The organism is Kribbella sp. NBC_00889 (assembly GCF_045207705.1).
Classification (GTDB): Bacteria; Actinomycetota; Actinomycetes; order Propionibacteriales; family Kribbellaceae; genus Kribbella.
On record NZ_CP108783.1, the window covers coordinates 67,186 to 88,909 of the forward strand.

The 21,724-nt window shown below is 67.9% G+C and carries 21 protein-coding genes; 6 read left to right on the forward strand and 15 right to left on the reverse strand.

Translation table 11 applies throughout. From position 1 onward, the window contains the following. Positions 1-282 precede the first annotated feature (282 nt). The 3 genes from OG817_RS00315 to lysX are packed head-to-tail and all read right to left on the reverse strand — an operon-like array spanning position 283 to position 5,861. On the reverse strand, positions 283-1,026 hold the full coding sequence (locus tag OG817_RS00315; RefSeq protein WP_406051390.1) for a hypothetical protein: 744 nt from the start codon (positions 1,024-1,026) through the stop codon (positions 283-285). A 12-nt stretch (positions 1,027-1,038) separates the two neighbouring features. Next, the gene (locus OG817_RS00320) at positions 1,039-2,481 is read right to left on the reverse strand and encodes a basic amino acid/polyamine antiporter (RefSeq protein ID WP_406051392.1); all 1,443 of its coding nucleotides are present in this window, start codon (positions 2,479-2,481) and stop codon (positions 1,039-1,041) included. A gap of 14 nt (positions 2,482-2,495) precedes the next feature. After that, positions 2,496-5,861: a bifunctional lysylphosphatidylglycerol synthetase/lysine--tRNA ligase LysX gene (gene lysX / locus OG817_RS00325; RefSeq protein WP_406051393.1), complete on the reverse strand. Its 3,366-nt coding sequence runs from the start codon at positions 5,859-5,861 to the stop codon at positions 2,496-2,498. Positions 5,862-6,036: 175 nt separating this feature from the next. On the opposite strand from lysX, the gene OG817_RS00330 reads away from it, so the two are divergent. Then, positions 6,037-6,924, forward strand: a complete 888-nt coding sequence (locus OG817_RS00330) for a hypothetical protein (RefSeq protein ID WP_406051394.1) — start codon at positions 6,037-6,039, stop codon at positions 6,922-6,924. Here the strand turns inward: OG817_RS00330 and OG817_RS00335 are convergent. The 5 genes from OG817_RS00335 to OG817_RS00355 form a co-directional block, all read right to left on the reverse strand. After that, on the reverse strand, positions 6,898-8,190 hold the full coding sequence (locus tag OG817_RS00335) for a hypothetical protein (RefSeq protein WP_406051395.1): 1,293 nt from the start codon (positions 8,188-8,190) through the stop codon (positions 6,898-6,900). The genes OG817_RS00330 and OG817_RS00335 overlap by 27 nt on opposite strands. Before the next feature lie 91 nt (positions 8,191-8,281). Further along, positions 8,282-8,881 (reverse strand): META domain-containing protein, encoded by a 600-nt coding sequence (locus OG817_RS00340; RefSeq protein WP_396396854.1) that lies wholly within the window; start codon positions 8,879-8,881, stop codon positions 8,282-8,284. After that, the gene (locus tag OG817_RS00345) at positions 8,878-9,372 is read right to left on the reverse strand and encodes a SigE family RNA polymerase sigma factor (protein WP_396396856.1); all 495 of its coding nucleotides are present in this window, start codon (positions 9,370-9,372) and stop codon (positions 8,878-8,880) included. Before OG817_RS00345 ends, OG817_RS00340 begins: the two co-directional genes overlap by 4 nt. A gap of 118 nt (positions 9,373-9,490) precedes the next feature. Then, positions 9,491-10,807: an alpha/beta fold hydrolase gene (locus tag OG817_RS00350; protein ID WP_406051397.1), complete on the reverse strand. Its 1,317-nt coding sequence runs from the start codon at positions 10,805-10,807 to the stop codon at positions 9,491-9,493. A gap of 152 nt (positions 10,808-10,959) precedes the next feature. Beyond that, positions 10,960-11,565 carry a hypothetical protein gene (locus OG817_RS00355; protein ID WP_406051399.1) on the reverse strand — a complete coding sequence of 202 codons (606 nt, stop codon included), beginning with the start codon at positions 11,563-11,565 and terminating at the stop codon, positions 10,960-10,962. Between the two features lie 246 nt (positions 11,566-11,811). Between OG817_RS00355 and OG817_RS00360 the strand changes: the two genes are divergently transcribed. The 3 genes from OG817_RS00360 to OG817_RS00370 are packed head-to-tail and all read left to right on the forward strand — an operon-like array spanning position 11,812 to position 13,077. Then, positions 11,812-11,952 (forward strand): hypothetical protein, encoded by a 141-nt coding sequence (locus OG817_RS00360; RefSeq protein ID WP_396396861.1) that lies wholly within the window; start codon positions 11,812-11,814, stop codon positions 11,950-11,952. Then, positions 11,949-12,584 (forward strand): alpha/beta fold hydrolase, encoded by a 636-nt coding sequence (locus OG817_RS00365; protein ID WP_406051401.1) that lies wholly within the window; start codon positions 11,949-11,951, stop codon positions 12,582-12,584. Before OG817_RS00360 ends, OG817_RS00365 begins: the two co-directional genes overlap by 4 nt. Before the next feature lie 10 nt (positions 12,585-12,594). Then, complete coding sequence (locus tag OG817_RS00370; RefSeq protein WP_406051403.1) at positions 12,595-13,077, forward strand: GNAT family N-acetyltransferase; 483 nt, start codon at positions 12,595-12,597, stop codon at positions 13,075-13,077. A gap of 74 nt (positions 13,078-13,151) precedes the next feature. Here the strand turns inward: OG817_RS00370 and mscL are convergent, their stop codons facing one another. Further along, the gene (gene mscL, locus OG817_RS00375; protein WP_406051405.1) at positions 13,152-13,541 is read right to left on the reverse strand and encodes a large conductance mechanosensitive channel protein MscL; all 390 of its coding nucleotides are present in this window, start codon (positions 13,539-13,541) and stop codon (positions 13,152-13,154) included. 119 nt (positions 13,542-13,660) lie between these two features. Next, positions 13,661-14,278, reverse strand: coding sequence for a hypothetical protein (locus OG817_RS00380; RefSeq protein WP_406051406.1), 618 nt, complete (start codon positions 14,276-14,278; stop codon positions 13,661-13,663). Positions 14,279-14,551: 273 nt separating this feature from the next. Here OG817_RS00380 and OG817_RS00385 point away from each other — a divergent pair, with 273 nt between their 5' ends. Next, complete coding sequence (locus OG817_RS00385; protein WP_406051407.1) at positions 14,552-15,658, forward strand: IS110 family transposase; 1,107 nt, start codon at positions 14,552-14,554, stop codon at positions 15,656-15,658. Between the two features lie 17 nt (positions 15,659-15,675). Here the strand turns inward: OG817_RS00385 and OG817_RS00390 are convergent, their stop codons facing one another. Then, positions 15,676-16,044, reverse strand: coding sequence for an FmdB family zinc ribbon protein (locus tag OG817_RS00390; protein ID WP_406051408.1), 369 nt, complete (start codon positions 16,042-16,044; stop codon positions 15,676-15,678). Between the two features lie 77 nt (positions 16,045-16,121). Next, a complete protein-coding gene (locus OG817_RS00395; RefSeq protein WP_406051410.1) occupies positions 16,122-16,586 on the reverse strand; it encodes a DUF1203 domain-containing protein in 465 nt (154 codons plus the stop codon). A gap of 79 nt (positions 16,587-16,665) precedes the next feature. Here OG817_RS00395 and OG817_RS00400 point away from each other — a divergent pair, with 79 nt between their 5' ends. Next, positions 16,666-19,197: a penicillin acylase family protein gene (locus OG817_RS00400; RefSeq protein WP_406051412.1), complete on the forward strand. Its 2,532-nt coding sequence runs from the start codon at positions 16,666-16,668 to the stop codon at positions 19,195-19,197. Here OG817_RS00400 and OG817_RS00405 read toward each other — a convergent pair. Genes OG817_RS00405 through OG817_RS00415 form a run of 3 tightly spaced genes read right to left on the reverse strand, consistent with a single transcriptional unit; the run spans position 19,178 to position 21,709 of the window. Further along, the gene (locus tag OG817_RS00405; RefSeq protein WP_406051413.1) at positions 19,178-20,242 is read right to left on the reverse strand and encodes a serine hydrolase domain-containing protein; all 1,065 of its coding nucleotides are present in this window, start codon (positions 20,240-20,242) and stop codon (positions 19,178-19,180) included. The genes OG817_RS00400 and OG817_RS00405 overlap by 20 nt on opposite strands. After that, positions 20,242-21,150: a phosphotransferase gene (locus OG817_RS00410; protein ID WP_406051415.1), complete on the reverse strand. Its 909-nt coding sequence runs from the start codon at positions 21,148-21,150 to the stop codon at positions 20,242-20,244. The genes OG817_RS00405 and OG817_RS00410 overlap by 1 nt, the downstream gene beginning before the upstream one ends. After that, positions 21,143-21,709, reverse strand: coding sequence for a 5-formyltetrahydrofolate cyclo-ligase (locus tag OG817_RS00415; RefSeq protein ID WP_406051417.1), 567 nt, complete (start codon positions 21,707-21,709; stop codon positions 21,143-21,145). The genes OG817_RS00410 and OG817_RS00415 overlap by 8 nt, the downstream gene beginning before the upstream one ends. Positions 21,710-21,724 lie beyond the last annotated feature (15 nt).

A 21,724-nucleotide genomic window follows, 5' to 3' on the forward strand; every position in this document is an offset into this window, starting at 1 on the left:
GAAGCGCCCTGAACAGTCAACGACGGCCGCTGACCACTGAGCACGATCAGCGCTCACGGTCGGCGGCCTTCGCGGGGATGGCGCTCAATGGAACGAACTCGTCATGAGCGGCTGGCACATTCGACGACATGCTCGACAGTCTGCTGGGCGTTGGGGGAGAGCACGGGGTGGACTTGTGCTCGTCAGTGGCAGCTGCCCCAGGTGCGGTTCGATGTGGTTCCTGTAGTTGGACTCGTAGCCACGGCTTTGAGGCCGGGGACGCTGCGGCCCTAGCGCCGATCGTCAGGCGCGGCGGCTCGGCTGGCCGCCGAGGGCGTCGCGGATTCGGTTCCAGCGTTTGTTGTAGGTAGGGCCGAAGCGCTTGCCGGCTCGTTCGGTCTTGCGTTCGCCGTACCGGCGTACGGCCCAGGTCGAGTCGGGTTTGGCCAGTCGGAGCGCTCCGACAAAAGCCACCACCGGTATGACGATGCCGATCAGGCCGGTGGCCAGTTTGCCTTTGAGGAAGCACAGGATCGCCATCACGAGGTGGAAGCCGACGCTCGCGAAGTAGGCCCACCGCGCGAGCCCACCGCCGGCCCGTTCGGGCTCGGCTCCGATCGGGCTCGTCTGCATCAGGAGTACCACTCCCAGCGCCCCGCCCAGCAGGATCGCGTCGATGGACTTGCGTCCCTCCGGTCCCCAGTAGACGTCGTCGAGATGGAGCCACAGCGCGAACTCGTCGAGCGTCAGCGCTGCCCCCGCCCCGAACATCACTGCAAGCACCTCGGCCCAGGGAGACGCCGGGGCGTAGCGAAACTGCAGAAGCCCGGAGAGCAACACCAGCAGGATTCCCCAGACCTGGTGGTGGACGTGGACGCCACCGATGTGGACGTCGGACAGGCCACCATCATCGGGCTGCGCGGAAGCCTGCTTGGCGCGGATGCGACGAGTGATGGCCCGGGCGACGGTGAACGTGAGGAGGAAGGCGAACAGCGCCCAGGCAGCCTGCGCCCGGCCAGTGTCGACGAGGTCCTGATACCAGTGCACCTACATCACCCGTCATACATCGCTGGAGCCGGTCAACAGCAGCACGACACCGAGCACCGCCGCGACGATCAGCACCACGCACGCCACGGCCTCGGCCCGGTTGAACGCACGCAGGCCTTCCTCGCGGCGGGCCAGGAGATACAACAGGGTCCCCGGCGCGTACACGATCGAGGCGAGCAGGAGGTACTTCGGGCCTGCGGCGTACAGCATGAAGATCGAGTAGAGGACCGCGACGGCTGCGATCGCCCGTTGTTTGCGCCGCTCCGGTTCGTCGGCCGCTGTGTAGGTCTCCCTGGTGATGGTCAGCTTGAGCGCGTACGCCGCCGCCAGCAGGTAGGGCACCAACGACAGCGCGGTATCGAGCTTCAGCATGAAGTCCAGCGCGTCGTTGACGAACAGGACCAGAACGAGCACCAACTGAACAGCGAGGGTCGTGGTGAGCAGGGCGGCGATCGGGGTCGCGTGCACGTTGTCACGGGTCAGGAACTTCGGCATCACCCCACCGCGCGCCGGCATGTAAAGAACCTCCGCGTTGATCAACGTCCACGCCAGATACGCGCCTTGGACGGAGATGATCACGCCGATGCTGATGAACGTCGATCCCCACGATCCGACCACGGATTCGAGTACGCCGCCCATCGACGGCTGCTTGGCCTTCGCCAGGTCGGCTTGCGGCAGTACGCCGTACGAGAGCAGCGTCACCGACGCGAACACGGCCAGCACACTGAGAAACCCCAGCACCGTCGCTCGCCCGACGTCCTCACGACGACGGGCGAAGCGCGAGTAGACGCTCGCCCCCTCGATCCCGAGGAACACGAACGTGGTGACCAGCATCGTCTGTTTGACCTGGTCGAACACCGCGCCGACCGACCGCTCGTCACCGCCCCAGAAGTTGTCCGCGAACGTCCCCGCTTCGAAGGCCACGGCCACGATCACGATGAAGGTGAGGATCGGCACGAGCTTGGCGATCGTGACGATCCGGTTGACGACGGTCGCCTGCCGTACGCCGCGCGCGATCAGGAAGTGGAACAACCACACGAGCGCCGACGCCAGTACGACGGCGAGGAAGGTGTTTCCTTGCCCCAGGCCCGGAAAGAAGGTGCCGAGCGTGGTCATCGTGAAGACCATGAAGAAGACGTTGCCCGCCACGTTGCTGGCCCAGTAGCCGAAGGCCGCATTGAACCCGGCATACGCGCCGAACCCGGTCTTCGCGTAGATGTACACACCGCTGTCCAGGTCCGGCCGGCGTACGGCGAGCGACTGAAAGACGAGGCCCAGCATGAGCATGCCCGTGCCGGCGATGATCCACGCGATGACGGCACCCAGTACGCCGGTCGCCTCGCCGAACTCGCCGGGGAGCGTGAAGACTCCACCACCGACCATCGAACCGACGACCATGCCGGTCAGGGTGAGGACCGAGACCTTCTGGACAGCGGTTGCGTGGCGGGTGGTCACAACGGCCTCACGCCCTACCCGCTCGGCCGGACGAGCGGGAACAGGATGGTGTCGCGGATCGAGAGCCCGGTCAGGTTCATGACGAGGCGGTCGATCCCCATCCCCATCCCACCGGTCGGCGGCATGCCGTACTCCAGCGCCTCGAGGAAGTCCTCGTCGACCTGCATGGCTTCCGGATCGCCGGCAGCGGCCAGCAAGGACTGGGCCACGAGTCGCGCGCGCTGGTCCACCGGATCGACCAGCTCGGAGTACGCCGTACCCTGTTCAGCCGCGAAGATCACCAGATCCCACTTCTCCGCCAGCCGTGGGTCCGACCGGTGCGGCCGCGTCAGTGGCGCGTTCTCCTTCGGGAAGTCCTTGTAGAACACAGGTGTCGTCGTGGTGCGTTCACACAGCTCTTCGTAGATCTCTTCGAGCAGGGGTCCCCAGGTGGTGTCGCCGGCGTACTCCAGTCCGAGTTTGTCCGCGTGTCCGCGCAGCGCCTCGATCGGTGTGTCCGCGGTGACTTCCTCGCCGAGTGCCTCCGACACCGCCTCGCAGATGCTCTTGACCGGCCAGTCCCCGGACAGGTCGTACTCGACCGTCTTCCCGTTCGCATCGGTACGGCGTGCGAGCGGCGAGCCGTACACGGCGGTGGCAGCCTCCTGGATGATCTCCTGGGTCAGGATCCGCATCGTGTTGTAGTCGCCGTACGTCTCGTAGACCTCCAGCGATGTGAACTCCGGATTGTGCTTGAAATCCACGCCCTCGTTGCGGAACTGCCGGCCCACCTCGAAGACCTTCTCCATTCCGCCGACCAGCAGTCGTTTCAGGTGCAATTCCGTGGCGATCCGCAAATACAGATCGAGGTCGTAGGCATTGATGTGGGTCTCGAACGGACGGGCGTTCGCGCCGCCGTGGATCGACTGCAGGACGGGAGTCTCCACCTCGGTGAATCCGCGCGCATGCAGGGATTCACGCACACTCCGTACGACGGTCGCCCGCGTGTACGCGATGTCGCGAGCGGCCGGACGAACGATCAGGTCGACATAGCGAGCCCGGATCCGTGCCTCCGGATCGACCATTCCCTTGAACTTGTCCGGAAGCGGGCGGACCGCCTTGCACGTCAGTTGAAGGGACTCGGCGCGCACCGAGAGCTCGCCGCGCAAGGTCGTGATCACTTCGCCGGTGACGCCGATATGGTCTCCGAGGTCGATCTCGTGACGCCAGAAGTCGAAGGTCTCCTGGCCGACGGCGGCGAGGTCGACCATGAGTTGCAGGTCGCCGCTTCCGTCGCGCAGCTTGGCGAAACCCAACCGTCCGTGGTCGCGTTTGAGCATGACTCGGCCCGCCACCGATACCCGGGTACCCGTCGACGTTCCCGGCGGAAGCACTCCGGCCTCGGCCTTGACCTCAGCCATCGTGTGCGTCCGCGGGTACGTCACCGGATAGGGATCGACGCCACTGGCCCGGATCCGCTCGAGCTTCTCCCGCCGTACCCGCACCTGTTCGGGCAGCTTCTGCAAAGACATCGCCTCGGCCAGCGGATCCGGCGGGGCGGGGATCAGGGCGGCGACCGCGGCGGCGTGGTCGGCGTCGGCGGTGTCCAGAGTGGTCTCGCCGTTCTGCGCGGACTTGCCCCGCAGCATCGAGAGGCTAGGACGAGTGAGGAACCCTTCCGCACTGCCCGCGGCCGTTCCCACCCGTGGCAGGTCCGACGTGTACTCGAAGCACATGAATCGTGGCTGCCAGACCGGGAGGTACTTGGCGTTGGAGCGGTACAGCGATTCCAGTTGCCAGTTGCGGCTCGCCAGCAGGAGCGCATGACGCCACAGCCGGGCAACCGGGCCGGCTCCGAGCTCCTCGCCTCGCTCGAACGCCTCCCGGAACATCGCGAAGTTGAGCGACAGCCGGCCGATGCCGAGCGCGGCGCCCTGCTCGGCGAGGCCTGTGACCATCAGTTCCACCAGGCCGTTGTCGGCGGACGGGTCGCGACGCATCAAGTCGAGCGAGAGCCCTGTCCGGCCCCACGGAACGAAGCTGAGGAATCCGCGCAGGTTCCCGTCCGCGTCATCCGCACGCACCAGAACGCAGTCACCGTCGAGTGAGTCCTCCAGACGGCCGAGCGCCATCGAGAACCCCCGCTCGTCCCCGCCGTCGCCGCGCCACGAGCCGGCCGCGACGCTGAGGGCCGCGAACTCGTCGGCGCTCAGAGCCGAATGACGCATGACCCTCGTGGTGTAGCCGCGACGCTGCAAACGGGACACCGACTGCCGAACCGCCTTCATACCCGGCCCGTTCAGCGAGAACGTCCGCAGGTCGAGGACCGCCTCGTCGCCGATCTCGTACGCCGTCAGCCCGGCCTCTGCGAACGCGGCCGCACCCTCCTCGCCCGCGCCCATCACCGCCAGCGACAAGCCGTTCGACCTCGCGTCCTCGCGCCACCGCGCGATGGCCGCCGGCCAGTGCTCGGGGTCGCCCACCGGGTTCCCGCTGCCCAGGCTGACAGATCCGATCGCGCGATACGACACACCCGCCCGGGCCGAGGCCGGACTGCCGGTGTCCCAGATGACCGACTTGTCCCGGCGAGTCGCGAAGTACCCCAGGGAGTCGGTGTCGCCGAAGTCCCGCAGCAGCGTCCGGATCCTGGCCTCGTCGGCGACGTCCAGCGTCCGGGTCTGCTTGGGCGCCCGGAACAACAATTGCACAGAGATCAGTACGACGGATGCGCCCGAGATCCCGATCACCGCGTGCACCCAGAACGGTGAGGTCACCACTTCGTCGGGAGCCGCCCAGCCGACATCGGTCAGCATCTCGACGAACACGTACTGCGCCGCGGTCGCGAAGCTGCTCGCGTCGCCGAACCGGTGGACCAAGGCGGCGCCGCCGAACAGCACGACCGCGCCGCCGACCAGAAACGAGACGATCGCCAGCAGCAGGCTGCCCGGCACCCGTCTGGCCGCGAATTGGGGCCGGGCGCGCCACGCGATGACGAGCACTCCGGCGATCAGAACGAAGCCGGCGATCTGGATCAGCGAGCCGCCGTCGAGCAGAGAGGCGATCCTCGCGAGCTCCGGGAGGATCAGCCACCACAGCACCAGGAGCCACCACGCGGCGCGCAGCCTGCGTCGCAGTGCGACACCCATCGCTGTGAGTAATGCGGCATAAACGAGGCTCGGCACAATGGGAATTGTGAGCATCGAAACGATGTCTTCTTCCCGCGCGAAATAATTCCGCCACGGCGGTATCAGCGCCACAATTGCGGCCAGCGCGGCGAATACGAACATCGCGGCGGCGAAACGGTCCGGCCAGCGATCGTCGAGCGGTTTGAGAACACCAACCGAGCGAGTCCGGGCACGCGATTCTGCTGGCAGCGCAGCAGTATCCACCGTTGTGCTCATCGCCCACCCCTGTGCAACGCAGCAATGCAACAGTGCGCATCGCTTCCCCGGTCACGACGGTACACGAGACCGTTGGTGACGTATACCTACCCGAACGACCCCGCCCGAGCACGTTTGGTGACGGTGCTTTTAGTCGAACGTATTGACCTGCGGAATTCCGGCGTAGCCTCGGCACATGATCGCCGGCCTGCTCGGAGCCTTTGCAGCAGCCGTTTGCTACGGCGTGGCATCGGTCCTGCAGGCAGTCGCCGCACGCCGTGCCGAGACCGTGGAGGGCCTCGATCCGCGGCTGGCGATCCGGCTGTTCCGCTCCTGGCCGTACCTGCTGGGAACCGGGCTCGACGCCTTCGCGTTCCTGCTGTCGATCGCGGCGCTCAGATCGCTGCCACTGTTCGTTGTGCAGTCGATCGTGGCGAGTTTCCTGGCGGTCACCGCGGTTCTCGGCGCGATCTTCCTGCACATGCCGCTGAATCGCTCCGACTGGATCGCCCTGCTGGTTGTCCTCACCGGACTGGTGCTGGTCGGCCTGTCCGCGGCGGAGGACCGTGCGGTCTCGGTCAGCGAGGCGGAACGTTGGGGCGTGCTGGTGGCGGCCGTCGTACTCGGGGTTCTGGCGGTGCCACTGGCCCAGATCAAGGGCCCCCCGGGTGCCGCCGCCCTCGGCGCGCTGGCCGGCCTTGCCTTCGGGGCGGTTGCGGTGGCCGCCCGGGTGCTGCCCGGCTCGCTCCATCTCGACACGTTCTTCAGCGATCTCGGCACGCTGTTCACCGATCCGTCGATCTATGCGCTGCTCCTGGCGGGCGGGGTCGCGCTCCTCACGTATTCGACGGCCTTGCAACGCGGCAGCGTGACGCAAGCGACGGCGCCGCTGGTCGTCGGTGAGACGGTCGCACCCGCCCTGGTCGGCCTGATCATGCTGGGCGACATGCCCAGGCCGGGCTGGGGGTGGGTCGCGACACTGGGATTCGTCCTCGCCGTGGGCGGCGCAATCAGCCTGTCGAGGAACGGTGACCTCGCCCAGCACGAGCCCCGGAGGCTAGCCGGTGAGGGCGCGGACGCCTAGGTGCCCGGCGATCGAGTCGTAGCGCTCGGCGTAGAGGGTGGCGCAGCGGGAGGACGCGCAGCCGGATCCGGCGAAGGTGATGCCGCGGATGGTGGCGGTGGTGCGGCCGGGCGCGGTGTAGACCGGGCCGCCGGAGTCGCCGCCGATGATCGCGATCTGGCCGCCTCGGGTGGCGCGGATGACGTACGTCGTGCAGCCGTCGGTGTCGCAGTACTTCGCCGACTTCGAGATGACTCTGAGGCCGCACAGCGACGTACTGAAGCTGCCGGACTGGCAGACGGCCGTGCCGACACCGGGGTCGGCGCCGCCGGTGACAGTTCGGGTGTCGACCGGGTCGCCGGGGCCGTCGGTCCAGATCTTCGGGCCGTACGTGCTGCCGGTCAGCAAGGACTGGTCGTAGTCGGGGTAGTTCGTCCGCACGGACGTGGTGCCGTAGTAGTTGCTGCCCGACTTCCAGACCGTGCCGACGCCGCCGCAGTGGCCGGCGGTGACCGAGCCGCGTTGCCCGTTGGAGCGTCGTACGACGGAGAAACCGGCCGAGCAGTTCTTGAGGGCCGACGTGATCCGGGCACCGCCCCAGTGGCCGCCGTTCGGCGTGTCACTCAGCCGGGTCGTTCGCTCCAGCGAGCTGGCGACTGCCTGTACGCCGTTCAGTCTGCGCAAGCCGTCGAGTGATGCGGGGGAGGTGCTTGCCTCGTCGTACTCCACGACGATGTCCTCGGTGACCGGGTCCAGGTCGGCGGCGAACGTCGTACGGCTCGCATCGGAGGACCAGGAGCGGGCGCCGACCGCGTTCCAGGCGTCGGAGATCGCGCGGACCGAGCGGCAGCTGCGCTCGAGGCCGACCATCTCCTGGCCGGCCGTCGGGACGCTGCGGGCGATCGCGGCCTGGTACTTCTTCGAGTCCAGCACCGAACTGTCGACCACGACCTGGTAGCCGGTCGTGGCGGAGCCGACCACGCCGATGACGCCGGCGCTCAGTCCGTACGGCAGCCCTGACGTCGGCCGGCCGGTGGCGTCCAGAGGCTCCAGGGACTGCACGGCGACCGAGATGCCGTCACCGAGCGCCTCGCCGAGCGGGCGGGCATCGGTCGACGACGTCGGCTGCGCCAAGCGCTTGGACTGGACCGAACTCGCGCTCGGCTGAGCGTGCGAGCATGCTGCCGCTTCGGTCACCGCATCAGGCGTGGCTGTCGCGGTGAGACCGACTGCGAGGAGTGAAACGGAGGCAAGCGCGAGCAGCGGGACGGTTGCTGTGAGTCGCACAGAGCTCCCCAATCGGTGGACGGCTCCGTAAATCGTCCAGCCCGTGACTCCGTTCAGTCAATAGTTGATCACCGTCCGCAAGCAAATTCGACTACCGTGCGCGAGCGTAACTCGCAAGTTGACGCCCGTCGGTGGCGAAGAACCGGAGCGTGTCGGCGTCCAGGGCGACCCGCTTGGCCGTCTTCAGTACGCCGGTGTGCGGCACGTTCTCGCAGCCGACCATGCGCTGCGGACCAACCGTGGCGGTGAACTCGCCGCGTTGACCGATCGTGTACGTCCCCTGGAGGCCGTTGCAGCCGTCGGACCCGTTCCAGGTCCCGTCCGGCAGCAGCACGAGCACCGGATCCTCGGGTCGCGCCGCCTTCAGCGTCTTCAGTCCGTCCATCTCAACCGCTCGCCAGGTCCCGGCCACGGTCTGGGGCGAGAGCTGGACTTTCGCGGCCGGCGTCGCCGAGGCGGTGCCGGCCGCGACCGGCGACTGCGAAGGCGCGTCCCGGCCGGCCAGGTTGAACCCCACGACAGCTATCGCGGCCACCGCGACGGCGGCGGCTCCGGAGGCGATCCAGGTACGGCGCTGGGCCTGCCGGGCGCCGGTGGTGGCCCGCTCGGTCAGGTCGGTGACCGGCGGCACCGAGGCCGCGGCACGGTCGAGGGTTGCCCGCAGGTCATCCTCGAGATCGGTGTTGCTCACGACAACCTCTCATCAACACGGTGGGACTGCCTGGTCCGTCGCAGCGTGGCCAGCGCTCGGCTGGCGGTCGCGCGGACGGAGGACGGTTTGATGCCGAGCAGGTCGGCGATCGTGTGGTCGTCCAGGTCCTGGTAGTAGCGCAGGACCAGCACGACCCTCTCCCGGGCCGACAACGTGGCCAGCGAGCGCCAGAGGTCGTCGGAGTTCACGATGCCGGTGGCGGGGTCGGGCACTGTGCGCTCTGCGTCGATCTCGGCCGTCGGCGCCTCGGTGAACGAGCGCCGCCGCGTCATCGACAGGTACGCGTTGATCAGGATCCGCCGGACGTAGTTGTGCGGATCGTCCGCCGTCCGCACCTTGCGCCAGGCCCGGAACGCCTGCATCAGCGCGATCTGCGCCAGATCCTCCGCTCGCTGGTAGTCGCCGGAAACCGTGAAACCGAGCCGCACCAGTTCCTGTCCGCGGGCGGACACGTACTCCTCGAACTCCACTCGCCGCTCCCTGGCCGGGCGTACAACACCTCACACCTATTAGACGCATCGAGTGGCTCAGGGTGCTGCAACCATTCACACACAGTTGGATCTCACCGCGACTGCTGGACTAGACCGCCTAGCCCAGCAGGAACTTGCGGGCCTCATCCTGCCCGCGCGCATCGCGCTGCACACCGTGCCCACTACCCGGTACGACGACCAGCCGTGCCGAGCGTGCATTCGCCTGCTCCCATCGAGCCCACTCCACCGGACAGAACAGGTCGTTGCTGCCTTGGAGGATCAGTGTGCGCGGCAACAACTCCTGCGCCTTCGGGTACGTCGACGTCCGCGCGGCCGGCCAGCGCAGGCAGCCCTGGATCATCTGCTGTTCGCGTACGGTGCGCAGGTCGTACGGATACAGCTGCTTCGGATCCAGACGGCGTAGAGCTGTCTCGAGTGCTTGGCCGCGCGCGGACTGGCCGCGGGCGGACTGGCCGGTCCAGGGGAAGCGCAGGTCCGAGCAGAGCGTGGCCATGTGCAGTCCGGCGGACAACGTGTCGTAGGAGAGACCACTGCTGGTCGCCTGCTGGAGGAACTCCTTCAAGCCGGCATCGTCGCCGTTGCGGGCGGCGTGCAGGATCGCTGGGATGCCCTTCAGCGATGGGTTCACTGTGTTGAGGCTGGAGACGGACAAGCTCTCCATCACGTCGGTGCCACTCACCCCGTGTTGTACCAACCAGGCGAGGTCGGCGACGGGATCCGTCGTACAAGCAGGGTCTTGGCGGCATGCGGCCTTCAGGACCCTACCGGTTGTCGCCGTCAGGTCGACGGCGAGCGGGTCGAAGCCTTTGTGCGGGACGATCGAGTCCAGCACGAGCGACTGCACGCGGTCCGGGTACTTCAGTCCGTATTGCGCCGCCGTGAAGCTCCCGTACGACGTACCGTCCAGCGTCAGGCGGTCGGCGTCGAGGTGCTGCCGGAGCAGCTCGATGTCCTCGACGGTGTCCGGCGTGCCGTAGTACCCGAGCGCAGGTCCGATCCGCTGCGCGCACTCGTCCACAGCCTCGGCGGGTGGTGTCAGGAAGTCCGAGCCGCCCACAGCTCTTTGCAGAGAAGGGCAATTGATGCCAGGCGTGCCCGTGCCGCGCTGGTCGAACATGACCAGCCTGTACTCGCGTAACACCTCGGCAGCGAGGTACGCACGGACGCGAGCCAGGAGTGGGACACCCGGTTGGCCGGGGCCGCCGGTGAGCATCAGGAGCACGCCACGCGGCGCGTCTACATTGTCCGCGGCCGCCACGGCCAGGTCGAGCGACGGACCGTCCGGCCGTTGATGGTCCAGCGGTACGCGGAGCGTCGTACAAGTGAAGCCGGAAACCCCTGCGCATGAAGGGGTTTCCGACGAGCAGGCCGTGCACACGAGTAGCAGCGCGCACAGCAGTCGTAGCAGTCGCATGTACCCCTCCCGGAACGAACAGAGTGCAGGTTCGGGAGGGCGCTGACAAGCCGCCGCTGCCTACCTTGCGGGTCGGCCCCAGGGAGGGACCCGCAAGGCAGGCGCGGTTGACCCCGGTCCGGACGGCTTCGGGGTGCACGTCCGGCGCAGGGTCAGCGCAGGCCGAGCGACTTGATCAGCTCGGGTGTCACCTGGCGTGGAGCCGGCAGCACGCCCGGCTTGCCCTGGCCCTCCAAGGAGGTCGCCACCAGGCGGCGGCAGCCGAAGGCCTCCGCGGTGTAGGAGAGGACGCCGCGGTCGTTGTCGGTGAACCGCAGGACGTAGGTCGGGCCGAGTTCCTTCGTGCAGAAGGCCGGCTTCTTGGCAACGGGCTTCGGTGCGTTCACCAGCGCGAACAGGTCGGTCGCCTGCTTGGCTGTGCGTTGGGTGGTGCCGGTCGCATAGGCCTGCCCGGACGCCTGCGCGTCGTACTGGCAGATCGTCACGCTGACCGGCTGGAACACTGACGTCGCCACGCCCTTGCCCCACACGACCTTGTCGGCGGCCGCGCGGACGGCTGCGATCGTGTCAGGGCAGTCGGTGCTGGGTGTGCCGCTGGAGGTGGGCGACGCGGTTGGGCTGCCGGGGGTGGTCGGCGTATCGCTGGGCTGGGCGGCGGGCGGGGACGTGGAGCTCTCGTCACCGCAGGCGGCGGTGATGCCGAGTACAGCCACGACAAGCGTCGCACCGATCAGGCCCCGTGTCCGTAATGCACTCACGACTCGGTCCTTCCGGGTTGGCAAGGTCACCCATGATGGTCGACCGGCGTCACGTCATGCGTGCCGGAACATCACGGCGGCGCGTCGTTCCGGTCACGCCGCCGGATCGTTCGGCAACCGAGGCAGACCTGTAACGTGCACGCGCTGGTCGCCCGTCCCGCGCTGCGATGGAGGCCTGAACCGCCGTCACTACGGATCCCCGGAATTCCAGGGGCGGGGGTGCGCAGGCCCGGTAATCTTAAAGGCATGACGAGCCCGTACGAAGACGACGAGCCGCTGCTGCCGGACCAGACCCGTGATGACGACCCGCGCACCTGGGGCGACAACGACTTCAGCAGCGACGACGACGAGCGCATCCTCCGCGAGGTCCCGCCCCACCACGAATGAACACCGTCCTGCTGATCCACGGCGGCCTGTGGGATGCCATGGACGCGAAAGCCTTCTGGGGTACGACGGGAGTCATCGGCGGACTGGCGTCGCACGGGGTGACCGTGCTGGCGCCGGACCGTTTGAAGCGGCCGAGTGGATGGGACGCCGAGGTCACGGCGCTGGGTGAACATCTCCGGAACCTCCGATTGCCGCCGGGGGACAGCGGACTGACGATCGTTGGAGCATCCAACGGATGTCCGGTCGCGGCCCGGCTCGCGATGGAACATCCGGACCTCGTCGAGCGGCTGCTGCTGGCCTGGCCTGCGACCGGCGGTGATGCGGCCGTGGATGCGCGTACACGTGCGGGGCTGATCGAGTTCGGTTGCCCTCCTGAGGTCGTGGACGGATTGCTGGCCGGTGAGACTCTGCGGGGTGTGACTGACGCCGAGCTCACCGGGCTGACCCGAATCCCGGTGGCGGTGCTTCCGTCGGTGCCGGAGAATCCGTCGCATCAGCGCAAGACGGTCGACGCATTGCTGCGGTTGATCCAGGGGAGTCGTGAGCTGGCCGGTAGCGCGGAGCCACCGCTGCCCACCTTCCCGCCGTACCTGGACCAGCTGGTGCGAACGATCGTGGAGTTCGTGAACTGAGGGGACGGGCGTGGAGCTTCGGGGGTTCACCAGCGGGTACGACGGTCTGGTCGCGAGCTGGGCCGTGGATGCGAACGAAGTGGGATTGCTGTCCGGGCGGGCCGAGTACCCGTTCCCGACGGAGTTGACGGCGAGTTGGCGCAAGGACGACGACCCGGACATCGAGTCGTACTTGCTCTTCGACGGGGAACGACCGGTCGGCTACGGGGAGGTCTGGCTCGACGAGGAGGAGGACGAGGTCGAGCTGGCGCGGATCATCCTGGACCCGGAGGTCCGCGGTCGGGGGATCGGGGCGGAGCTGGTGCGGGCGTTGCTCGGACCGGCCGGTAAGGCCGGGTACTCCGAGGTGTTCCTGCGGGTGCGGCCGGAGAACGCGATCGCGATCGCGACCTACCAACGGTCGGGATTCGTGGACGTGCCGGCGGGCTTGATGGACGAGTGGAACGCGGATCAGCCGGTGGCCTACCGCTGGATGCGCTACGCCGGGGACTGACGAAACCGGGGAGAAGGTAGGCGCCTGGCGAGCTCAGGGGCTGAGGTTTGTGCGCCTACCCGCTCCTGCAGAGATCAGACCGAACGGGAACGCAGCAGGTCGCGGATCTCGGTCAGCAGCTCCTGCTCGGTGGTGAGCGGGTCCGGCTCCGGCTCCTGACCGCGGGCCCGGCGCTCGGCCAGCTTGTTCAGCGGCATCACGATGACGAAGTACACGGCCGCGGCGACGAACAGGAAGTTGAGTCCCGCCTGCAGGATCGCGCCGATCGAGAACTCCGCGTTGTTGATGGTGAACGTCAAGACGCCGCTGATGTCCGGCTTGCCGAAGATGGCGGCGATCAGCGGGTTGATCAGGTTGTTCACGACCGAGCTGACGACCAGGCCGAACGCGGCGCCGATGACGACGGCGACCGCGAGGTCGACGACGTTCCCGCGCATGACGAATTCCTTGAAGCCCTTGAGCATATGGTGCCTCCACGAAGCAGGTGATGTACCCGAGACAAGGTAGGACCGCACAGCCGCGAGGGCGAGGGAGCGCGCCGGGGGGCAGCCACGCTTCGTGCCGGGACCTGTCCGATTGGTGATCAGCCGGTGTCGGGTGTCAGTGCGACCGTGATGCGGGAATTGGTTGTGGCCTGGGCCAGTCTGGTCGCGACGTCCGATGTGGTGGCGACGACGACGAGAGCGCCGGAGGACGTCGTCCGCGGACTCGGCAGCGCGACCACTCGCACCGCTCGAGCGAGCAGATCCGCGGACTCGGCTGTACTGCTCGTCGCGGCGTACAGGTTCAGGCGATCGCCGACGCGGAGGAGTGCGGTGATGTCGGGGTCGTCGATGCGGAACGGGTAGGCCAGCGATCCCGGTGGAACCGAAACAGGACCGAGGAAGCGTGCGTCGGTCAACGGCTCACCGGATCTGACCGGTCCGCTCAGAACGCGCGCGGTCAGATCCGTGCCGGGTTGGAGCGCACCGTCGGGCACGGCGCCGACGGGCAGGTCGAGTGTTCGGAGATCACCGTCGGATGGGACGGCTCCGCCGGTGAGATCGCGCGCAGCGGCCAGCACGGCGATGGTCGGCGGTGGTGGAGGGGACAGGGCGACGAGGCCGAAGTACACAGCGGCCGCGGCAGCCACGCCGGCGAGAAGCCGGCGATGCCACCGAGCGGCACGCAACAGGTCACGAAGGAGTGAAGGGAGTCTCATGCCGGAGAAGGTACGAGTTTCGCCGGCGGCCGCCCTTCAGTTATCCACATGGATGATGTGCTCGTCGGCCGGATGACTCTGTTATCCACCGTCGCCTGGGAACGGGTTGACTTTTGTCTGATCTGTCTTCGGCCGGCGAGCTGCACGCACCGGCCGGACGGAACGTGACCTGATAGGAGCCTGTCGCAGAGGCCCGTCCATGTGCTGTCCGCCCAGCCGGCGGTGCGTGCCGTCCCATGTCGGTTCGCAAACGAGAGGACGGCTGTCTCTACGATGACAGACCCGATCAGCGCTACCCAGTTCGACATCACCGAGGTCGCTGGACCCGGTCAGGTCGTCGGCGGCGTGGATACCCACCTGGACACGCACACCGCGGCGTGTGTCGATCACCTTGGCAGGTTGCTGGCTCATGCCCAGTTCCCGGCCACCGCCGCCGGGGAGAAGCGCTTGCTGGCCTGGCTGGGCGGGTTCGGCGATCTGGCTGCCGTGGGTGTGGAAGGCACCGGCAGCTACGGCGCGTCGCTGGCTCGCAAGCTGACTGCCGAACGTCTGCGGGTCGTGGAGGTGTCGCGGCCGAACCGGCAGACCCGCCACCAGCACGGCAAGTCCGACCCGATCGACGCCGAGGCCGCCGCTCGCGCGGTACTGGCCGGCACCGCGACCGGCACCCCGAAGGCACGCACCGGTGTGGTGGAATCCATCCGCGTCCTGCGGACCGCGCGCTCCGGTGCGGTCAAGGCCAGGACCGCCGCGACCAACACGCTCAAGCACCTGGTCGTCACTGCCCCCGAGCCACTACGCAGCCAACTCGCCGGCCTGCCCACCGACCAACTCGTCGAGCACGCCACGGCGCTGCGCCCGGCCGCCGATCTGGCCGACCCGATCCAGGCCACCAAGACCGCGCTGCGCCGCCTCGCCCGCCGCTGCCAGCACCTCACCGAAGAGATCACCGACGCCGACACCCAACTGCGCGCCCTGACTCGCCAGACCGCACCCGCGCTGCTCGAGCGCTGCGGCGTCGGCCCGGAAACCGCCGGCCAACTCCTGGCCACCGCCGGCGACAACCCCCACCGGCTCCACAGCAACGCAGCCTTCGCCGCGCTCTGCGGCGCCTCACCCGTCCCGGTCGCCTCCGGCCGCACCCATCGCGTCCGCCTCAACCATGGCGGCGACCGCCAGGCCAACTCCGCCCTGCACACCATCGCCTTGGTCCGCATGCGCCACCACCAACCCACCCGCGCCTACGTCGCCCGACGCCGCACCGAAGGCAAAACCACCAAAGAAATCATGCGCTGCCTCAAACGCGCCCTCTGCCGCGAACTCCTCCCCCTCATCCAACAAGCCCTCACCACCCCAAACTTGACACCCGGCGGTCTATAGGAGCATCAGGCAGCAGGTCAGGCAGCACTGGTGTTCGTCGAGGACGAGGACGACGAACCACCAGACGAGCCGTTGGACGACGACGAGCTGCCGGAGGACGAGGAGCCACCTGACGACGAGGAGCTCGACTCCGACGAGGAGGACGAAGACGAAGACGACGAGGAGGCCGCCGAGGACTCGGACTTGGCCGGCACGGTGGTCTTGCCCGACGAGCGGCTGTCGTTGCGGTAGAAGCCGGAACCCTTGAAAACGACACCGACGGCGTTGAAGACCTTCCGCAGCGTGCCCTGGCACGCCGGGCAGACGGTCAGCGCGTCGTCCGTGAAGCTCTGTCGCACCTCGAGCGCCTCACCACAGTCGGTGCACTGGTACTGATACGTCGGCACGTTCGGTTCCCTTCAGGCCGCTGGCACTCCTACTACTCGACTGCTAATAATGCGCCAGCGGCCCGAAGTATTCCAACTCAGGCCTGTCGGCGGACCGTGAAGTTCCAGCAGCCGGCGATCACGTTGCGCACCTGAACGGTGTCCACCGCCGGGTCGTCGAACAGCTGTTTGAGCTCGATCTCGCCGGTCCCCGCCGCGGCCAGCACCCCGTCGAGCATCTGCCCCGAGGCGTCGTACGGGCGCAGTACCGACCGCCGGTCCCGGAAGTCGGCCGGGTAGCCGTCGGACGCGGGACCCCCGCAGTCGGACAGGTGGACGAAGACCGGTCCGACCTCGGCGTACGGTCCGCCGGCCGTCATTGGCCGGTGCGAGACCAGCGCGATCCGGTCGCCGGCCGGAGCGATCGTGAGACAGCACCGCAGCGGTTCGCCACCGCCGGAGGTCAGCGGAACGATCGGATTGCCGAAGTCGTCGTGGTCGTTACAGCGGATGCGGTCCAGGTCGGCGGCCGGGACGGCGACGTATTCCAACTCTGTGTTCATGGCGATGGAACGCAGAGCAACGCAAAGTTGTGAGGGACCCCATTTGGGGTGGACGGCGGCATTCTCTACGGTTGGGTCCGTGCGTCGCCTGCTTCGAGTTCTCGTCATCAGCGGAATCGCCCTCGCCACGGTCCTCCTGGTGATCGCCGGGACCGTCGTCTTCGTCGTGCGCCATTCCTTCCCGACCTACGACGGAACGATCGAGCTGGACGGTCTCGACGCGGAGGTCGAGGTGGTCCGCGACGCCCAGGGCATCCCGCAGATCTACGCCGACAGCCCGTCCGATCTGTTCGCCGCGCAGGGGTACGTGGCAGCGCAGGATCGCTTCTTCGAGATGGACTTCCGCCGGCACGTCACCGCCGGGCGGCTGTCCGAGCTGTTCGGCGAGAGCGCTCTGGAGACCGACAAGTTCATCCGCACCCTGGGCTGGCGCCGGGTCGCCGAGAAGGAGCTCGGTCTGCTCAGGCCGTCCACCCGGCAGTACCTCGACGACTACGCGCGCGGAGTGAACTCGTACCTCTCGACGCACAGTGGCTCCGGTCTGAGCCTGGAGTACGCCGTACTGTCGCTGAAGGGCACCGACTATCGCCCGGAGCCGTGGACCGCGGCCGACTCGCTGGCCTGGCTGAAGGCGATGGCGTGGGACCTCGGCGGCAACATGGACGACGAGATCACCAAGACCAAGCTGCTCGCGTCGTTCCCGGCGCGCACCATCGAGAGCCTCTACCCGGACTATCCGTTCGACCGGAACGAGCCGATCCTCGCGACGGGTGCCGTCGGTCGCGACGGCCAGTTCACCACCGCGCCGGCCGACTCCGAGCTGCGGCGCGGGATGCTGACGAAGGACCTGCTGAAGTCCCTGGACACCGTGGACAAGGTGGCCAAGGGGCTGCCGCAACTGCTCGGCCAGGGCGACGGGATCGGATCGAACTCCTGGGTCGTCTCCGGCGACCACACCACCACCGGTAAGCCACTGCTGGCCAACGATCCGCACCTCGGCGCGACCATGCCGGGGATCTGGACCCAGGTCGGTCTGCACTGCAACAAAGTCAGCCGAGCCTGTCCGTACGACGTATCGGGCTTCAGCTTCTCGGGTCTGCCCGGCGTGGTGATCGGCCACAACAACGCGATCTCGTGGGGTTTCACCAACCTCGACCCCGACGTCCAGGACCTGTACCTGGAGCGCGTCAACGGGAACAAGGTGCTCTACAACAACCGGTGGAGCAAGATGGCGACGCGCGAGGAGACGTTCAAGGTCGCCGGCGAGGACGAACCGGTGAAGATCACCGTCCGGGAGACCCGGCACGGTCCGCTCATCTCCGACGTCGGTGACGACCAGCGCGAGATCGGGGAGATCGTCGCCAAGCGGGGCAAACACCCGAAGGCGTACGGCGTCTCACTGCAGTGGACCGCACTGACCCCGGGCCGCACCGCCGACGCACTGTTCGCGATCAACCGGGCCCAGAACTGGACCCAGTTCCGGGCCGCGGCGAAGTCGTTCCAGGTCCCTTCGCAGAACCTGGTGTACGCCGACACCGACGGCCACATCGGCTACCAGGCGCCCGGACGGATCCCGATCCGCAACGCCGGCCGCGGTGACTGGCCGGTGCCGGGCTGGGATCCGAAGTACCGCTGGAAGGGGTACATCCCGTTCGACTCGCTGCCGAGTGATTTCGATCCGGCGGGCGGCGTGATCGTCACCGCGAACCAGGCGGTGGTGCCGCCGACGTACAAGTACTTCCTGACCGACGACTGGGACTACGGCTACCGGTCGCAGCAGATCACCGACCGGATCAAGGCGGCCGGGAAGCTGGACGCGAACGCGATGGCGTCGATCCAGCTGGACACCAAGAACCGGGTGGCCGAGATGGTGGTGCCGTATCTGCTCCGGATCGGCATCGACGACAGCTTCGACCGGCAGGGGCAGGACACCCTCAAGAACTGGGACTTCACCCAGCCGGCCGACTCCGCGGCGGCGGCCTACTTCAACGTGGTGTGGCGCAACATCCTCGCGCTGACCTTCCACGACCAGCTCCCGGAGAGCACCTGGCCGGACGGTGGTTCGCGCTGGTTCGAAGTGATCCACACACTGCTCGCCCAGCCGAACAGCAAGTGGTGGGACAAGATCGGGACGCCGCAGTTGGAGAGCCGCGACGACATCCTCCGCGAGGCGCTGGTCGAGGCCCGCTCCGAGATCACCCAGAAGATGGCCCGCGAGCCGGCGAACTGGCAGTGGGGCAAGCTGCACAAGCTGACGCTGACCAACCAGACGCTCGGTACGTCGGGTATCGGCGTGATCGAGCGGATGTTCAACCGTGGACCATACGAGCTGGGCGGCGGTACGTCGCTCGTGGACGCGACCTCGTGGGATGCCGCCGAGGGCTACGCGGTGACGTCGACACCCTCGATGCGGATGGTGGTCGACCTGGCCGACTTCGACAAGTCCCGCTGGATCAACCTGACCGGTGTGTCCGGGCACGCGTTCTCGTCCCACTACACCGATCAGACCGAGCTGTGGGTACGTGGCGAGACCTTGCCCTGGGCCTACACCAAGGGCGCCGTCGAGGAGAGCCGGAAGGATCTCCTGACGTTCACCAAGCCGGAGCGCTAGCCTCGGCGAACAGTGCCTCCGGCCACGTCCACAGGGCACGCTGGGTCAGCAGGATCGAGATGGTCCCGTCGGCCGGCGTGGTCGACCACAGCGTCCCCAGACCGCCGGCCCAGCCGTACCGCCCGCCTCCGACGGACAGCCCATACCCCCATCCGGTCTCCGGTCCGAGGAAGTCGGCGGCGGCAGCACGCTGTGCTGCCGTGAGCTGATCAGTTGTCATCTCCGCGACCGCCGCAGGGGACAGCACACCGTCGCCGCCGGCCAGCAGCATCCGGGCGAATGCATGGAAGTCGTCGACCGTGGAGATCAGCCCACCACTCGCATCCGGGAAGGACGGCGGCTCCAGCCACTGGCTGTCCGCCGCCGCGTCCAGGACGTCCTCTCCGAGGTACGCCGTCGTGAGCCGCGCCTGATCCGACGCGATGAACCCGGTGTCCCGCATGCCGAGCGGTTCGAAGATCCGCTCCCGCAGGAACGTCTCCAAGGGCCCTCGGGTCGCCCGCGCGATCAGTACGCCGAGCACGTGTGAGCCGGTCGAGTACATCCACCGCTCACCCGGCTGATACTGCAACGGCAGTGTCCCCAGTCGCCGCATCCACTCGTCCGGTTCGAGCGGAGTACGCGGCACCGGAGGCCCGAACGTGCGCAGCTCCAGCTCCTGCTCGCGTTCCCGCAGCGCTGGGTGGTCCGACTCGCCCAGCCCTTGCCGGAACGTGAGCAGGTCCCGCAGGGTGATCGGCCGCTCCGCCGGGACCGTGTCGTCGAGTGGTCCATCCGGCTGCCGCAGTACGACGGGATCAGCCAGCTCCGGCAGGAGGTCGCCGACCGGTGCGTCCATGGACAGCCGCAGTTCGTCGACCAGGATCATCGCCGCCGCGGCGACGATCGGCTTGGTGAAGGAGGCGACCCGGAACAGGCTGTCCCGCTGCAGCTCCGGACCGTCGAACGCGAGCTTGCCGAGTACGTCGACCCGGGTCTCGTCGCCGCGACTGACCAGTGAGATCAGACCGGGGAGGACACCGGTGTCGACGTACTCGCTGAGCATCAGCCCAGTCCACCAGCGAACGGCATGTCCCGCCACTGTGCGGCGAACATCCGGATGCCGTCCGCCAGGTCCGGCAGTCGCGGCACCAGCGGAGTACACACGATGACCTGCATGACCCGAGCGATGTCCATCACCCGCTGCACAGCTTCATCGAGCTGGGGGCGTCCCAGTGCGGCCGCCGCCTCGTCGTACACCTTGCCGAGCTCCGGGCCGAACCCCGCCTGGTCCCACTCGATCGGGCCGAGCGTCGTGTCCTCGAAGTCGGACCACAGCACTCCGTCCTTCGTCGGGATCACGTTGTACGACGGAGCGTCGCCGTGAATCGTCTGGATCGTGGCCGACGGGAAGACCGCCTCGAAGGCGGCCCGGCTCGACAGCACCGGTCCCAGCACCGCCCACTCGGCACGCGCCCGGTCGACATCGGCTTGCTCGAGCAGCCCAGGCACCGCCTCCAGCGACTCGATGCCCGACGGCACAGCGAGCAGCGGGGTCAGCCACGGAAGCTCTCGCGGGTACTCCGCGAGGATGGCGTGCAGTTCGGCGGCCCGGACCGTCCCCGCGACGTAGTCGGGTTCGACCGACCTGTCCTCCTCGACGTACTGCCAGAACGTCATGGAGAGGCCGTCCTTCTCCACCGGTTTCCGTGGCACTAGCGGGCTCGGCGCCATCACCGGCTTGCCCTGGTCCACCAGCCACCCGGCCACGTCCAGCTCACGCTGCTGACGTACTGCGGTGGCCTCTCTTTCCATCAGGTAGTCCGGCAGGTTCATCGGCACGCGTGCGACCACAGGGGACGGCTTGAGGTGCACTACCACCGAGAAGGCGCTGTACAGGACTGTCGGGTCGGTGACCGTCAGGCCGAGGTCACGTCCGGCTGTGGCTGCGGCTTCTACCGCGGTCTCAGTCATCCAGAGATCCTCGCAGCAGGAGCAAGTGGTTTGGCGTGAGCGCCGCGTGCACCGGACGGTCGTGGTCGTCGGCTGGAAGCTTGTCGACGACTTCGACGTCGTACACCGCGGCCCAGATCGGCGTACCGGGCCACACTCGTGCCAGTGCCCGGTCGTAGGAGCCACCACCGCGTCCGAGGCGTATGCCGTCGCGGGCGACAGCCACAGCCGGGCAGATGACCAGATCCGCGGTGGCGATGGTATCCGGGCCTAGGTCCACGGGCGGCTCGGACAGACCCAGCCGGCCGGGGACCAGATCGGCCGCTCCCGGTGCCACACCCCAGCCGAGGTCGTTGTCGGCGTACAGGATCGGCAGCAGGACGTCACGGTCGGTAGCCAGCAGCCAGTCGATCAGGGCGCCAGTCTGCGGTTCGGGCCCCCTGGACACGTACAGAGCCACCCGCCGGGCGCTCTGCACCGCCGCCAACGAGCGGGCACCTGCCAGCAGGTCCCCTGCGGACGATCGATTGCTGCGGGCACCGAGGAAATGGGACCGCGCAGCGGCCTTGGACGCGAACACCTACTGATCGTAGGC

Bases quoted from the DNA above. Each gene is read 5' to 3' on its own strand.
- OG817_RS00365 (WP_406051401.1), top strand. From the start codon at position 11,949: ATGAACACCGTCCTGCTGATCCACGGCGGCCTGTGGGATGCCATGGAC.
- OG817_RS00380 (WP_406051406.1), bottom strand. From the start codon at position 14,278: ATGAGACTCCCTTCACTCCTTCGTGACCTGTTGCGTGCCGCTCGGTGG.
- OG817_RS00385 (WP_406051407.1), top strand. From the start codon at position 14,552: ATGACAGACCCGATCAGCGCTACCCAGTTCGACATCACCGAGGTCGCT.
- OG817_RS00405 (WP_406051413.1), bottom strand. From the start codon at position 20,242: ATGCTCAGCGAGTACGTCGACACCGGTGTCCTCCCCGGTCTGATCTCA.
- mscL (WP_406051405.1), bottom strand. From the start codon at position 13,541: ATGCTCAAGGGCTTCAAGGAATTCGTCATGCGCGGGAACGTCGTCGAC.
- OG817_RS00395 (WP_406051410.1), bottom strand. From the start codon at position 16,586: ATGAACACAGAGTTGGAATACGTCGCCGTCCCGGCCGCCGACCTGGAC.
- lysX (WP_406051393.1), bottom strand. From the start codon at position 5,861: ATGAGCACAACGGTGGATACTGCTGCGCTGCCAGCAGAATCGCGTGCC.
- OG817_RS00410 (WP_406051415.1), bottom strand. From the start codon at position 21,150: ATGACTGAGACCGCGGTAGAAGCCGCAGCCACAGCCGGACGTGACCTC.
- OG817_RS00360 (WP_396396861.1), top strand. From the start codon at position 11,812: ATGACGAGCCCGTACGAAGACGACGAGCCGCTGCTGCCGGACCAGACC.
- OG817_RS00330 (WP_406051394.1), top strand. From the start codon at position 6,037: ATGATCGCCGGCCTGCTCGGAGCCTTTGCAGCAGCCGTTTGCTACGGC.
- OG817_RS00350 (WP_406051397.1), bottom strand. From the start codon at position 10,807: ATGCGACTGCTACGACTGCTGTGCGCGCTGCTACTCGTGTGCACGGCC.